Source organism: Rothia sp. HMSC069D01 (genome assembly GCF_001810135.1).
Taxonomy (GTDB): domain Bacteria; phylum Actinomycetota; class Actinomycetes; order Actinomycetales; family Micrococcaceae; genus Rothia.
In genome coordinates, this window is record NZ_KV800108.1 from 829,926 (window position 1) to 844,941 (window position 15,016).

The following is a 15,016-nucleotide window of genomic DNA, read 5'->3' on the forward strand; positions in this document are numbered from 1 at the left end:
TTCTATGGGGATTTCCAGGCTCTCTGCTGTAAAAGTCTATCCGCATACCCCAGCCAAAATTCTCCATCATAGTCTCGACCGTAGAGCTCGGCTAAGTTACCGAGCTCTACGGCATCAATTAGTACTTATACCTCCCAAGGAAGCGTCCCACGACGTGCTTCCAACAGCATCTCATACCCCTCAGCGGTACTTTCCATTTCCTTTTCGAATATTTGGTACTGGTTATGCATCAGAGCGTCAATACTCGCTTGCTCTTGAACATCGATGAAAGGCGTAGGCAATATTTTGTTCAGACGATCGAGGACAACATTCGAAATAAGAGACCTGCCCTCCGCGTTACAGAGATAAGACATCCCGTAACCCACGCGAAGCACGTCCACAGGCAACCCCCATTCATAGTGCAGGGTAAACGCCAGGTTTTCGGTCAGTTCAGCCATTTCTCTGTCAGAGGTAGCATTCTGGTGGCTTAGGCACATTACAGAGTCCGTAGTCTTGGACTCGTATTCCATAACCCTGTGGTAATACTTGGAAAGCGGAATTGGCTGTTCATAAAGCTTACCATCACTACGATAGCTTGCACTTGACCAGGGGACCTGATGGTATCCCCCGTCATATTCCAGCGCACCAGTTTCCAGAACAATAGCCTTCGGGTTATAGGGACTAAGCTGTTCCAATAGATTATCCAGAGTTTCCTTCCAATGGCTATCCGGAACCTGGCCATATACAAGTATCAGATGATGATGAGCTGCACCTTCGTCACCAAGCACTAGCATATGCCGCACTTGCATATTCAAAGATGCTTCGTTCTCATACAATTCACTGCGTAACTCGTAGCCCTTGTAGACCAGCTCATCGATAACCATACGCTCCAAGTTATGGAGAGACTGAGAGGCCGCCCAGCGGCTATCTTTCAGACCTTTTTGATAATCAGCCATTCCAGGGTACAGCCCAAACACGACAGTACATTCTGATGCCTCTGACAATCCCTGGACTATTTGCTGAGCATCATTTTCTTGATTTTCTTGCTCAGCAACAGCGTCTTCTTCAGGTTCAAGAGTGTGCAAAGCTGAAGAGTCTTCCTGGACAGTTACTTCCTGAGAAGTACAGGCTCCTTCTGCCCCATCCACTTCGTCTGAATCGGGGTTAGTATCCGTAACCCTAATACTTGGATTACGAGTAGCCTCATACCATAGCAGAGGTTCCTCCGAACTATCGCTAAGGTAAATGAGCCGGTAGGCTATCTCCGTATACAGCTCAAATTCTGCCGCGATTTGAGCAGCGCTCTCAGAATCCCAGATAAGTCCCTGAACTACATCCAGGTCAATCGGCAATTCCTCAATTTCCGGATAGTCCTGGGCCATCTGGCTACGATTAACAGCCCAGAGCTCCAGGGGCCCATTCTCGTCATTAAGCGCAAATTGGAAAGCTGACCGGTATAAAACCTTTACAGTCCTAAGATCGTTTAACAGCTCTTCCTCAAAAGGGAAGTATTCAGCTTCACGCAGGTGATTCACCAGGATCCATAGAAAATATGAAGCGCCCCATACACTAGGACCCATGCCAAGAAGTTGGGGGATACCAACTCGATAGATATAAACATTCAGAGTGCTCTTACAGCTCAAAACCATAGAAATCCAGTCGGCGCTTAGCGATGAACCGACTTCAGGCATTGATTCGATCAGAGTATTACCTTCGACGCACGGCTTCTCACCTCGGCCGCTCGCAGGAAACGCAGATTCCTTTTCCCAGAAAAGACCAGGTTTAAAAGAACTTTGTAAACTTGCGTTCACATTTTCATAGCGTTGCCCTTTGGGGGTTCCTTCTTCTCCCTTTATGGGAACTGCATAAGTGGTAAAGGAGCTGTATCCAGTTTCAAGTTCTTCATCTGCCGCACCGATAATATGTGAAGCAAGTACATAGACCTTAGTACGGTTCCAGGTTCCGGTGGCACGCAGTTTTGAGGCAAATAGAGACAGCCATGCATAAAACCCGGGAGGATTCTTATCAGGAGCATCGCCAGTCACAATATACAAGCGAGGCGTACCATACAGCTGAGATATTCCCTGACCCCGATTTGCAGGGCCGAAGTCTGCACCCATCACCAAGTGACATACGGGAGGGTTCCTCGGAGGGACTGAGTAGAAGGGCATAAAATCAAAATCAAGATCTACCACCTGGCATTCAGAAGCACTCAAATGTAACGCTTCTGCGGCGAGGGAAGCGTTCGTAGGCTGTCCCGCAGAATCGTTTAATGCCAGGAAGAGAGCGGCATAAGCATTCTTAGCAGCGCGAGGATCTTCCAGACTAAGAGTTCCGCACTGATTATGAGCGCGGTATCGAGCACGAATGTAGGCAGAAACACGCTCGTTATTTTCTCGGTCTTCATTGAACGTTATCATGTAGCTGTCTCCTTACAGCGGCCCATAACTTTATAGGCTGTTATATTGCAAGTGTGCGTATCGCTGTCCTTAATCATGCCATATGTTCTCTGACATGGTAATACGTTTCGTCATCTATGCGGAATGGCACACTTGCCCCCTCCCCTATCTCAGGAATCAGACTCTCTGCGTAGCCTTTTTCTCCCCTCATCCCCGCCCCTATTTTTAGTTGCGTATCCTTCCGACAGCAGGGTGAGCAACAGGACATTCCAGGCCCTTTCTTGTCTACCCTATCCACCGTATGATGGAGTTATCAGCGTAGTTATTGTGTTTCCATAGCCAACGGTGGCTTTGGATTCACTTGGGGTACCTGTTGATGCCCCACATAGCGGAGCGTATGCTCCCGAAAGGAGGGAGCGGGTTTCCCCGCACCGATTATGGTTGATGTCCGTCGCCGCAAGCTTGCAATTATTGCTATGAACATTTCGGTTCTTGCAGCTGCTCTCTCCTGGCTGTTGGTGCTCTTCTCCGTTATGTATTCTGCCGCCGCTGTACCGTGGGCTCTGGGCGTTGCTATCGTACTGACTGTGATTGGCGCCTACGCACTGTACCGCTACTACTCCAAGTACTCGCATGTGCTCCCGAACGAGGACCCGGATGCGCACGATGTGCTCGGTCACGACCTGCATTCGACTCACCTGCCGCATCTGCACCACACGGAGGGCAACGCTGATGGAGTAGCCGCTAAGTAGCGAGCTTCTTATCCCCTAGACAGCATAAATGTGCCGCCTCACCAATACCGGTGAGGCGGCACATTTACGTTATGGTCAGGGGCAGAGGCCGGCCCTGCACTCAAGATTATTTCTCAGCGGTCGGGTCAGTACTTTGACGCGCTTCAGCTTCGGCTCTGGCTAGTTCTATCCTTCTGTTCTTTTCGACGATCAGAGCGTTATATTTCCAGCCGGGGATTCGTTCAAAAAGCCACCCAACCCAGAGAAGCGCAGCGGTAATGAGAGCGACAGGAATCAGGTAAATAAGGGCTCTCGGGTCGCGGGTGTGGTCTGAGGTGCTCCCCGCGGTGAGTTCCCACAGCGCAAGGATTGGTACCGCCATTATAGGCATCACTATAAAAAGGATGAGGGCATAGTAAATGCCCATCATGCTACCGGGCCTGCCTCTATTCATACGGGCTTGGGTGACGGCTCTCTTCAGACGTTTGTATTCCTCTAAGGTTTCGCCGTCTAGAAGCGAAGCGTTAGGGATCTTGGCCATGACGTACCGTACGGCTTCTAAATCTGAGGGCGAGCAAATAAAGATATGTCCCTGGGACGTAACGGTATATTCTTTCGCGATGTCGAGGCACGCCTGCGCGTAACGGTTATTAAGCTCTCGGCTCTCCGGGTTTTCTTTGAGTTGCCGGCGGATGTCTTTCAGATCTTCCATGTTTCTCCTTGCAATTTCAGTCATCGTTGAACCCATCGTTGGGGTACGAGAAACACAGGCCATCCCCTACCCGCTGCGGGGTGGAGAAGCCGGAGTATTGAATTGCGGTGTATCGGTGTGTACTTCACAGAATGCCAGCTCTTGGGGCTCAGGCAAAATTGACGGGACCTCGTGAGAGGCGTAACCGGCGATGTGTATATCTCGTAGCGGTTAGTTATAGACAAAACCCGCCGCGGGTACGGTACGGAGGCGCGCCTCCCCTATGATGGTTGAAAGGGATATTTATCTCTAATACCATCTGCAGTACACGCCCTGGAGCCTACGAGGAAGAGCATGACCAAAGCGACCGATTCGCCGCAGCCGCCGGAAGCGCTCGCGCGCTGGTACACGCGCTACGCAAGCCCCGTGGGCACTCTCTACATCGCCGCCCGCGCGGATGCGGTTGTCGGCATCTGGTACGAGGACCAGGCGCATTTTCCGCTCCCTCATGAGCTTGGTGGACTGATTGAGAATCCTGACGCCTACCTGCGGGATCACAGCGCTACTGAAGGTGAAGAGCCTACCGGCAAGTATGCTGCGGCACAGCTGCTGTCGCGTGCTGCGGCAGAGCTCTCCGAGTATTTTGAGCGCAAGCGCACTTCTTTTACGTTGCCGCTAGATCCTGAGGGCACCGATTTTCAGCTGATTGTGTGGGAGCACCTGAAGACTGTTCCTGCCGGGTACACCACCACTTACGGTGAGATTTCGCGTGCGGTTGGCCCCGGTGCTCCGGCGCAGGCTGTGGGGCAGGCGGTCGGCCGCAATAAGGTTTCTATTATGATTCCGTGTCACCGCGTTATTGGTGCTGACGGTAGTTTGACCGGCTACGCTGGCGGTGTTGAGCGTAAGCAGTTCCTCCTCGATTTGGAGGAGCCGGAAGAGGTGCGGGAGGCGCGGCTCTTCTAGCGATGTCACCCGGCAGTGATTGAGACTTATCAGAGGGCGGAGCGTGCATCGGATGCAGGCTCCGCCCTCTGTCGTACCTGTTTTCGGTTTCGTTGCTCTGCACCACGACACATAATCGAATATACTTGCGATTTACTCACGCTAGGGCTAGTGTTTAAGTAGAACATGCTTCCGAAATACTCGGATGAGCACAGCAATCTCATAGAGGAGAAACCGTGACCTCGCAACCTACTATTCCCGCCAACCCCCTCGAAAACACCCCGAGCTACCCCACATGGGTGGCCGATAAGCTTCTGCGCGACTACTACGACGCCGAATGGGGCATGCCCGTCACCGATGAGCGGGGACTCTTCGAAGCCCTGAGCCTCGAAGCTTTTCAGGTGGGCCTCTCCTGGCGCACGATTCTTGCCCGCCGTGAGGCATTTCGTCGCGCTTTCGAAGGGTTCAATCCCGAACGCGTGGCCGCGTTCACCGACCAGGATGTTGCGCGACTCCTCCAGGACGAAGAGATTATCCGTAACGAGCGGAAGATTCGCGCGGTCATCTCCAATGCACAGCTGACCCTTCGGATGCGTGAGCTTGCCGCCACGCCGCATGACGCGTCCGCGGAGGATGTTCATCTTCCTCTTATCACCCACTCTTCTACCCCACCCAATACGGATAGCGTTGAGGCGCCGAATGCCCGCCGCCGTCGAGTTCGTACGCTCCGCGATGAAGATCTTAACCGGATGCGCGAGCGCACCCTATCCGACGGCACGCGTGTACCGGGCGGGTTGTCGGCGTGGCTGTGGTCCTTCGCGCCGCACGAGACTATCGTGCCGCATACCCTGGAGGATATTCCGACAGATACACCCGAGTCTGCGCTTCTTGCCAAATCTTTTAAAGCTCTAGGAGGTGTGTTCTTGGGTCCGGTGACCGCCTATGCGCTTATGTGTGCGGTCGGTATGGTCGACGCTCACCTGGTGGGTTCGCATCGGCGAGGCTGTTCGGGGCTCTTCACCTAAGCTCCCCTCGCTTGGCGTACTCGCGTCTAAGGGCGCAGAAAAGCCGCGCGCCACTTCGTAGAAGTAAGCACGCGGCTTCTATACGTTGAGATGTTCCGCTCTGAATTAGGTCGTCACAGGGTTAGATCATCACGAAGAGGAAAATCAGCGCCAGCAGCGGCGGGGTCAGCTGAATCAGCGCCGGCTTACGCTTATCCGGGGAGGTGAGGAACAGGTAGACACCGGCAATCGCCATGGAGCCCAGGCCTGCGAACATGAGTGCCACACCCACCTGCGGGGAGCCGAACCAGAAAGCCAGCAGACCGGTTGCGGCGATCCAGGCGAGCATCAGGTTGTACAGGCCCTGGTTTGCTGCCATCTCCTTGGTGGACTCGGCGAATTCTTCGGTCATTCCGAAGGTTTCGCGACCCTTGGGCTTAGTCCAGAGGAAGGATTCGATAATCCAGATGTACACGTGAATAGCGATTGCTACGAAGGCAAAAACGGTGGTGACCGTTGCGAGTGCCTGCATTGTTTCTCCTTGAGTAGTAGGTCATCTGTTAGCCGTGTGTCTCACGCAGCGGGCGAGAGAGTAACGCACAGATAACAGCCGGGCAGCCTCTCCTGTGCACGTCTCCGGTGTGTGGGCACAAACACTAATTCTACTCCTGCCGGGTGGATTATCCGCATCGTATGACATTGGGTACCTCAGATACGGCGAACGCCCGCCGCGACATGACCTCGCAACGAGCGTTCTGCGTATCTCTCCGGTTCTTCCTCGAAGACAGGAAAAGTCGCTTAAAAAGCCTAGTGCACGATGAGCGTGAGCAGGTACGTCCAAATGCACAGCAGTACCAGCAGGAAGAGACTGTACTTGATGGTTATGGAGGTAACCTTCGACTCCTGACCCGCCTCGTTCACAGCGGCGACCGCCACTGCAATCGACTGCGGGGACACAATCTTACCCATCACACCACCAGAGGTATTGGCTGCCACGAGCAGACCAGGGTCGACGCCAATCTGATGTGCGGTGCTTGCCTGCAGACCGGCGAAGAGCACGTTGTTATTGGTCACCGAACCGGTCACGAACACGCCAATCCAGCCGATAACGGGTGAGAAGAGCGGGAAGAAAGCGCCAGCCGTAGCCACAGCCAGGGCGATAGAGGAGGTCATGCCCGCGTAGTTCATGAGGTTTGCTACGGACATGACCAGGCAAATCATGTAGATGGGTTTCTTCAACTGCTGCCATGCACCGTTAAGCTCCTGCAGAGTCTCACGGACGGTAATTTTCGAGGTGAACGCAGAGAGCAGAGCCGCCACCAGAATGGCGGTACCCGCCGCACCCAGGATGTTCCAGTTGAAGACCGCGTGGATAGCCAGGCCTTCACCGTCGCCAATCTGATGGTGGATACCGGGCACATGGAAGCTCAGGTTTGCAAAGCCCAGGGCTCCGTTATGGTCAAAGACGGGGCGCAGCACGGTGGACCAGAGCAGGATGGTGATGGAAAGGAAGATGAAGGGGCTCCAGGCGCTCGCAACTTCGCGCAGGCTGTACGTCGGTTCGTCCTGCGCGGAGAGCTCTTCCAGAGTCGGTGCGGTGGGCTCGCGATAGACGTGCTTGGGCTGCCAGAAGTGCATCACGACCGCCAGGAACACCAGTCCGACAAGGGGCGGCAAAATGCCGATGAGCTCGGGGTCCTGCAGGACCCACAGCATGATGCTCTGCAAGCCAGAAATCACGATACCGGTTGCGAGCGCTACTAAGCCTACCTCACGAATGCCGCGCAGACCGTCCTGAATAGCGACCACGAGCACGGGTACGAGGGCCGCAAAAATCTGCAGGACCCAAACCATCTGGTTGGATAGGTGCCCCAGGTCTACGTTACCGATAGCGGCACCGGTGGTCACAGGAATACCGACCGCACCGTAGGCGCCCACGGTGGCGTTAGCGACCAGGGAGAGCATAGCGGCTTTGAGCGGGTTGAAACCCAGGGCAACCAGTAGCGCTACAGAAATAGCAATCGGGATGCCGAAGCCCGCCGCGCCCTCAATAAACCCGGCAAAGCAGAGGGCGATGAAGTAGCACCTGGATGCGCTGGTCCGCTGAGATTGAGGAGACAGAGGACCTCACGATGGCGAATTTTCCGCTGCGCACCGCGATACGGTAGAGCCACACTGCCATGAGCACAATCCATGCAATAGGCCATAGCGCTGAGAGGAATCCGTAGAAAATAGAACCTGCGGCTGCTGTCCAGGGCAGGTGGAAGACTCCGAGTGCGATGCACAGGGTCAGGGCTAGGGTGATTAGCGCTGATTTGATGCCGCTGAGTTTGAAAACCGTGAGGCAGAGTAGAAAAAGAATAATGGGGGATGCCGCTACGAGTGCAGAGAGCACCGGGGAGTTGAGGGGATCGTAGGTCTGCGACCACATGAGAGTGGTATGTCCTTCCTCGCCGCAGGGTGTACCTACAGCGGTTTGGATGCCGCTGTAGGGTGTGTCCGTCTGCCCTTATGGGGTAGTACGAGGCGTAGCCTCACGACGCCTCTACCGCTGAGGGTCCCTGAACGTGAAAGGCGTAGCAACATCATGTGTCTGTGTTGTAGCCTTGGCTGAAGGCAGGGGGCGCGGGGAAGGATATTTCCACGATGCGGGGCGTTGGTTCTCTCGTTGGAGGCCTCGAAGCTAAAAGTTCCTTAGCTCGTGCTCTCGCCTACGGCGCCAATGCCCACTGAGAACTGTATCACTGCGGCAGGTGGGCCCTTTGCTAGGTACTGGGCGCTTTTACAGTATGAAACGCTAGTTAAGAGTCATTACGATTTAATCCTTGTCGGTAGTTATTTTCTCCGGCTAGACCCTTTTCTACTACCCGACCTAAATCTATACGGCGGCAGGTAAGAATGAAGCCCCCTCCCCGACCGCACGGGTCGAGAAGGGGGCTTTGCATCAGAATCATCAGGGGTTCAGCGTCATGCCGCTATCTGCCCTGGTGTGAGGCTCACGAATGGCTTTAGCCAGCCATGAGCGAGAGGGCGAAGGACCAGACGCAGACCAGGCCCAGCAGAATAGCGCTGTACTTGATGGACATGGAGGTAATCTTCGATTCCTCGCCTGCGCTGTTCACAGCCGCCGCCGCAATCGCGATGGACTGCGGGGAGACAATCTTACCCATCACGCCACCGGCGGTGTTTGCGGCAACAAGCAGGGTCGGGTCAACAGCGATCTGGGCTGCGGTGGTGGACTGCAGGCCCGCGAAGAGCACGTTAGCATTGGTCACGGAGCCGGTCACGAACACGCCAATCCAACCGATGATCGGGGACAGCAGCGGGAAGACCGGGCCGGCTGCCGCGAGCGCCAGAGCGATGGAGGTGGTCATACCGGCATAATTCATGACGTTCGCGACGGACATGACCAGGCAGATCATGAGGATCGGCATCTTCAGCTGGTTCCAGGTACCGCCGAGTTCTTCGAAGGCTTCGCCCCAGCTGATATTCGAGGTCAGGATGGTGATGAGTGCCGCTACCAAAATTGCGGTGCCGGATGCGCCCAGGGTGTTCCAGGAGAACATCGCGGTCACGGTCTTGCCGGCACCGGTGGTGATGGCTTCGTGAATGCCGGGGATGGGGAATGCCAGGGTTGCAGCGCCGAGCAGGCCATTGGTTGCGAAAATCGGCTTCAGGGCAGTGGACCAGAGCAGGATGGTTGCGGAGAGGAAGATGAAGGGGCTCCACGCCTTAACAATCTCGCCGCCGGTGTGCTTGACGTTCTGCTGCGCCTGGGCTTCTTCGAGGCTGGGTGCGGTGGGTTCGCGGTAAATGTGCTTGGGCTGCCACTTCTGCATCACGAGCGCCAGTGCTACCAGGGACAGCAGCGGCGGGATGATGTCGACCAGTTCGGGCGAGCCGAGCAGCGTCAGGATAGCTGCCTGACCGCCGGAGAAGATGACGCCGGTCATGAGCGCTACGAGACCGACCTCGCGGATGCCGCGCATACCGTCCTGGATTGCGACCATCAGCAGCGGCACGAAGGCGACGAAGATCTGCAGTACCGGAACCATGCCTGCGGACAGGTGCGCGGTGTCCAGGCCGCCGACCTTAGCTGCGGTGGTCACGGGAATACCGATAGCGCCGTATGCGCCGGATGCGGCGTTGGCTACCAGCGCCAGCATGGATGCTTTGAGGGGGTTGAAACCCAGGGATACCAGCAGTGCAGCAGAGATAGCGATCGGGATGCCGAAGCCTGCCGCGCCTTCGATGAAGCCACCGAAGCAGAAGGCAATCAGCAGCACCTGGATGCGCTGATCGTTCGAGATGGAGGAGACAGATGCCCGCACAATGTCGAAGTTACCGGCGCGCACGGCGATGCGGTAGAGCCACACCGCCATGAGTACGATCCAGCCGATGGGCCATGCGCCCGAGAGGAAGCCAGAGAGGATGGAACCGGCGCCTGCGGTGATAGGCAGGCCGAAGATGGCACAGCCGATGATGAGGGTGGTGCCGAGGGTCAGCAGCGCTGATTTGAGGCCGCTGAGTTTCAGGACGGTCAGGCCCAGCAGGAAGAGAATGATGGGCACTGCGGCAACCAGTGCGGAGAGCACCGGTGCGTTTAGCGGGTCGTAGGTTTGCTGCCACATTGGGGCGGGTGTTCCTTTCGGTCTGTGTGTATTAGCGGTTGCTTCTTCCGATACGGCTCCTGTGCTGTATGGAAGCGCTAGGCCGCATAAAAACCGATGGGCCCAATCCTTGCGTCGTGGATGGGTCCATCGGTGAAGCGTGATGGTCTTGAGCTGCCGGGCGTTTGGTTACTTGACGTGGCGCTATGCCGAGGCAATATACCGTGGCCATATACCGTGACGCGGCGGCGGTGAGCGGGACTCTGTCCCTCTCACTAGGTACTCTTGACTTTATCTGTCTAAGCTAACAGGTCTTCCTCGAGACTTCAGGATAGGGTGACCTTAAGTGTGCACAAATGAAACTTATGTGCATAATTGCGCTCCTTAGCCACAAACCTCCTCCCCAGCACACAAACACAGACGCGCGAAAGCCCCTCCTACCGAAGTAGAAGGGGCTTTCGCTCAACCGTGTCGCGGGCACCTTACCTTCAGAGAAGGTAGGTTACACGCATCTGGTTCTCACGCTGTTTAGATGCCGACCAGAGACAGGACATAAACCCAAACACAGGTGACAGCCAGCAGAGCTGCACTGTACTTGATCGCCATGGAGGTAATCTTGGATTCCTCGCCTGCGCTGTTCACAGCAGCAGCTGCAATTGCGATGGACTGCGGGGAAACGATCTTCGCCATCACACCACCGGCGGTGTTAGATGCAACCAGCAGGGTCTGGCTAACGCCAATCTGCTGTGCGGTGGTAGCCTGCAGGCCAGCGAAGAGGATGTTGTTGTTCACCACGGAGCCGGTCACGAACACGCCAATCCAACCGATGATCGGGGACAGCAGCGGGAAGATAGCACCCACAGCGGCAACAGCCAGTGCGATGGAGGTAATCATACCCGCGTAGTTCATGACGTTAGCAACGGACATGACCAGGCAGATCATGAGGATCGGGGTCTGCAGCTGCTTCCAGGTTGCGCCGAGTTCCTCGATAGCCTCGCCCCAGCTAATCTTGGAGGTCAGGATGGTGATGATGGTAGCCACCAGAATTGCGGTACCGGATGCGCCCACAATGTTCCAGGTGTAGGTCACGTCGATAGGCTTGGGGGTTGCAACAATCGGTGCCGCCTGCGAGATGCTCTGGTGCAGCCAGGGCAGGGGGAAGGAGATGTTGGTGAAGCCGAGCGCGCCCTTAGCAGCGAAGAGGGGCTTCAGAGCGGTGGACCAGAGCAGAATCACGACGGACAGGTAGACGAAGGGGCTCCAAGCCTTGAGGATTTCGCCGCTGGTGTGCTTGACGCTCTGCTGCGCCTGAACTTCTTCCAGGGAGGGAGCGGTGGGCTCGCGGAAGATGTGCTTGGGCTGCCACTTCTGCATGACCAGTGCCAGAGCGACCAGTGCCAGCAGCGGCGGGATGATGTCAACGAGCTCGGGGTTACCCAGGGTTGCGAGCAGAACGGACTGGCCACCGGAGTAGATAACGCCGACCATGAGAGCTACCAGACCGACTTCGCGGATACCGCGCAGACCGTCCTGAATAGCGACGAGCACCAGGGGGATCAGGCCTGCCATGATCTGGATAACCAGGACCATTTCGATGGACAGACCGTGCAGGTCCACGCCGCCGCGGGTTGCTGCGGTGGTCACGGGGATACCGATAGCGCCATATGCACCGGAGCTCACGTTAGCAATCAGGGCGAACATTGCGGCCTTGAGCGGGTTGAAGCCCAAGGAAACCAGCAGTGCGGCACAGATAGCAATCGGAATACCGAAGCCTGCAGCGCCTTCAAGGAAGCCACCGAAGCAGAATGCAATCAGCAGCATCTGGATGCGCTGGTCAGTAGAGATGGACGAGATGGAGGAGCGAACGATTTCGAAGCCGCCGGAACGCACGGAAATGCGGTAGAGCCACACTGCCATGAGAACGATCCAGCCGATGGGCCACATGCCCGAGAGGAAACCGTAGAGGATGGAGCCTGCACCTGCGGTGACGGGCATACCGAAGATGCCGCAACCGATCACGAGTGCGAGCGCCAGGGAGATGACGGCAGATTTAATACCGCTGAGCTTCAGGACGGTGAGGCCCAGAAGGAAGAAAATAATCGGGACTGCTGCCACGAGTGCAGAGAGGGCACTCGAGTGTAGCGGGTCGTAGACTTGCTGCCACATGATTGTATTGCGTTCCTTTCCGCGCCCCGAGGGGCGGGATCGTTGTGTGCCACAAAGCCTTCCCAGTATCGCGCGTGACGGTGTGTGCCGTGTGCTTACGTGGTGTTTTCCCAGTGCACTGTGCGTTAGCGAGGCTATCCCCTGGGGACATATGCCTTCACTTGGGTTCGTATTGGTTTTGCGGCTATGAAATTTAGTGTGTATGAAGTCGTGTTTTAGTCACAGAAACCTGAATATTCCTTGATTTGTCAAGGAAGATTCAGTGCCAAAGCTAATATTTCTGACCGCTAAAACGCGATTCCTCGTGTACCCAATGTACCACTGAACACCCACAAAATCGGGCATATTCCAACATTTAGATGCAAGCTCATATTTGCAAAATAACCTAAAGACCACCCCGAGTTTACAAGGGAGCAAGAGCCCACCAAAGCCCGGCCAGAGCCAGCCAGAGCACGCAGCACCTCGGGAACATTCAAACCGACACAACCCAGCCCCGCACCATCAATCCCCGCAAACCCCTAAACGGCATACAAAAAAGCTCCGGAAGGAAAAACCTTCCGGAGCTTTATCTGTCGGGTTGACAGGATTTGAACCTGCGACCCCTTGACCCCCAGTCAAGTGCGCTACCAAGCTGCGCCACAACCCGATTCGTTATTCACGATATTGTTTTCAAGGTTTCCCCTGAACACTCGAATAACTATACCGGGCTTTTAACCCCCGCGCAAGCCAGATTCACCATTTTTAGAAAAAATCTTAAAAATCTTTTCCTCACGGATTTCCTGGCAGATTTTCCGTACAGAATCCAGCGCGCGGGGGCCAAACCTAACAAGAGCCAGCCTAGCAAGGGGCCAGCCCAGCAACACGGCATCAAGCAGACACCCCGCTACTAGCGGCGGCCGCCCTTACCCTTCTTAGCCTTCGCGCTCTGACGCTCACCCAGGGAGCGGCGCTCACGCACACGCATCGAAATCTCAATCGGAGTACCCGTGAAATCAAAAGTCTCACGCAGACGACGCATAATGAAGCGACGGTAACCCGGGTCCAAGAAACCGGTAGTAAAGAGCACGAACTTCGGCGGACGCGAAGACACCTGAGTACCGAAGAGAATACGCGGCTGCTTACCACCACGCAGCGGGTGCGGATGCGCGGCCACAATCTCGCCCAGGAACGCGTTCAGGCGACCGGTCGGAATACGCGAATCCCACGACTCCAGCGAGTGCTCCAGGGCGGGCACCAGCTTGTCCTTGTGCCAGCCGGTCTTCGCCGAAATGTTCACGCGAGGAGCCCACTGCACGTGTGCCAGGTCGCGCTCAATCTCGCGCTCAAGCATGTCGCGGCGATCCTCATCGAGGGTATCCCACTTATTGAATGCCAGGACCATCGCACGACCCGAATCAATCACGGTCTGCACGATACGCACATCCTGCTCAGAGATCGGCTCGGAAACATCCAGCAGCACCACGGCAACCTCAGAACGCTCCAGAGCAGTCTGAGTACGCAGCGAAGAGTAGAACTCTGCACCCTTAGCCATGTGCTGGCGACGGCGAATACCCGCGGTATCCACAAAACGCCAAGGGTAGCCGCCCAGCTCAATAATCTCGTCAATCGGGTCACGAGTCGTACCAGCCAGGTCGTTCACCACGGCACGCTCAGAACCAGCCAGCTTGTTCAGCAGCGACGACTTACCCACGTTCGGGCGACCCACCAGAGCCACACGACGCGGGCCGCCCAGCGCCTCCGGCTGTGCGAACTGCGAGTGCTCCGGCATGACCTCAAGAATCTCGTCCAGGGCATCCGCCAGACCACGGCCGTGCAGACCCGAGACCGGGAACGGCTGACCCATACCCAGCGACCAGAGGTTATAAATCTCCGGCTCCAGGTGAGCGTCATCAATCTTGTTAGCAATCAGAATGATCGGCTTCTTCACGCGGCGCAGCATACGCACGATCTGCTCGTCCGAAGCGGTCACACCCACGCGGGCGTCAACCACCAGAACCACAACATCGGCCTGTTCCACAGCAATCTCAGCCTGCTCAGCAACCTGAGCATCAATACCGCGAGCGTCAGACTCCCAACCACCGGTATCAACCAGGGTGAAGCTCTTACCCAGCCACTCAGCCTTGTAGGACACGCGGTCACGAGTCACACCCGGCTTATCCTCAACCACCGCTTCACGGCGGCCCAGAATACGGTTAATGATGGTCGACTTACCCACGTTCGGGCGGCCAACAATCGCCACTACCGGATCAGCGAGCTGCTCTTCCTCTTCCTCAATGTCGAAGCCCCAAGCACCCAGCAGGGCGCGGTCCTCTTCATCCAGGTCGTAGTCCTCAAGGCCCTCAAGAAGAGCCTGAGCACGCTGATCAGCAGTCTCATCATCAATCTCAGCGAGGCGCTCGATAACGTCGTCCTCGCCACCGCCCAGGTACTTCTCTTCGTAATCGTCGCGGATAGCGTCCTCAGCCATGCGCGCTCCTTTCTCTACCCGCCC

Annotated in this window: 9 protein-coding genes, 1 tRNA gene and 1 pseudogene; 3 read left to right on the top strand and 8 right to left on the bottom strand. The window is 56.1% G+C overall.

The features are described 5' to 3' along the window. Positions 1-125: 125 nt before the first annotated feature. Positions 126-2,399: a hypothetical protein gene (locus tag HMPREF2710_RS09420; protein WP_141746623.1), complete on the bottom strand. Its 2,274-nt coding sequence runs from the start codon at positions 2,397-2,399 to the stop codon at positions 126-128. A 416-nt stretch (positions 2,400-2,815) separates the two neighbouring features. Here HMPREF2710_RS09420 and HMPREF2710_RS07715 point away from each other — a divergent pair, with 416 nt between their 5' ends. Then, on the top strand, positions 2,816-3,130 hold the full coding sequence (locus tag HMPREF2710_RS07715; RefSeq protein WP_070600455.1) for an N-acyl-D-glutamate deacylase: 315 nt from the start codon (positions 2,816-2,818) through the stop codon (positions 3,128-3,130). Between the two features lie 106 nt (positions 3,131-3,236). On the opposite strand, the gene HMPREF2710_RS07720 is transcribed toward HMPREF2710_RS07715, so the two are convergent. Next, complete coding sequence (locus tag HMPREF2710_RS07720; protein ID WP_070600457.1) at positions 3,237-3,821, bottom strand: hypothetical protein; 585 nt, start codon at positions 3,819-3,821, stop codon at positions 3,237-3,239. Between the two features lie 333 nt (positions 3,822-4,154). On the opposite strand from HMPREF2710_RS07720, the gene HMPREF2710_RS07725 reads away from it, so the two are divergent. Both HMPREF2710_RS07725 and HMPREF2710_RS07730 read left to right on the top strand, forming a co-directional pair. Then, the gene (locus HMPREF2710_RS07725) at positions 4,155-4,766 is read left to right on the top strand and encodes a methylated-DNA--[protein]-cysteine S-methyltransferase (RefSeq protein ID WP_070600458.1); all 612 of its coding nucleotides are present in this window, start codon (positions 4,155-4,157) and stop codon (positions 4,764-4,766) included. 215 nt (positions 4,767-4,981) lie between these two features. Continuing rightward, on the top strand, positions 4,982-5,770 hold the full coding sequence (locus tag HMPREF2710_RS07730; protein ID WP_070600460.1) for a DNA-3-methyladenine glycosylase I: 789 nt from the start codon (positions 4,982-4,984) through the stop codon (positions 5,768-5,770). Between the two features lie 121 nt (positions 5,771-5,891). Here the strand turns inward: HMPREF2710_RS07730 and HMPREF2710_RS07735 are convergent, their stop codons facing one another. The 6 genes and pseudogenes from HMPREF2710_RS07735 to der form a co-directional block, all read right to left on the bottom strand. Continuing rightward, on the bottom strand, positions 5,892-6,281 hold the full coding sequence (locus tag HMPREF2710_RS07735) for a DUF1304 domain-containing protein (protein WP_005506606.1): 390 nt from the start codon (positions 6,279-6,281) through the stop codon (positions 5,892-5,894). 275 nt (positions 6,282-6,556) lie between these two features. Then, positions 6,557-8,180, bottom strand: a pseudogene (locus HMPREF2710_RS07740) (L-lactate permease). A gap of 577 nt (positions 8,181-8,757) precedes the next feature. Next, on the bottom strand, positions 8,758-10,380 hold the full coding sequence (locus HMPREF2710_RS07745; protein ID WP_070600463.1) for an L-lactate permease: 1,623 nt from the start codon (positions 10,378-10,380) through the stop codon (positions 8,758-8,760). Positions 10,381-10,887: 507 nt separating this feature from the next. Then, positions 10,888-12,525, bottom strand: a complete 1,638-nt coding sequence (locus HMPREF2710_RS07750; protein ID WP_070600465.1) for an L-lactate permease — start codon at positions 12,523-12,525, stop codon at positions 10,888-10,890. 572 nt (positions 12,526-13,097) lie between these two features. After that, a tRNA-Pro gene (locus HMPREF2710_RS07755) sits at positions 13,098-13,171 on the bottom strand. Between the two features lie 240 nt (positions 13,172-13,411). Next, positions 13,412-14,992 carry a ribosome biogenesis GTPase Der gene (gene der / locus HMPREF2710_RS07760; RefSeq protein ID WP_070600467.1) on the bottom strand — a complete coding sequence of 527 codons (1,581 nt, stop codon included), beginning with the start codon at positions 14,990-14,992 and terminating at the stop codon, positions 13,412-13,414. Between the last annotated feature and the right edge of the window lie 24 nt (positions 14,993-15,016).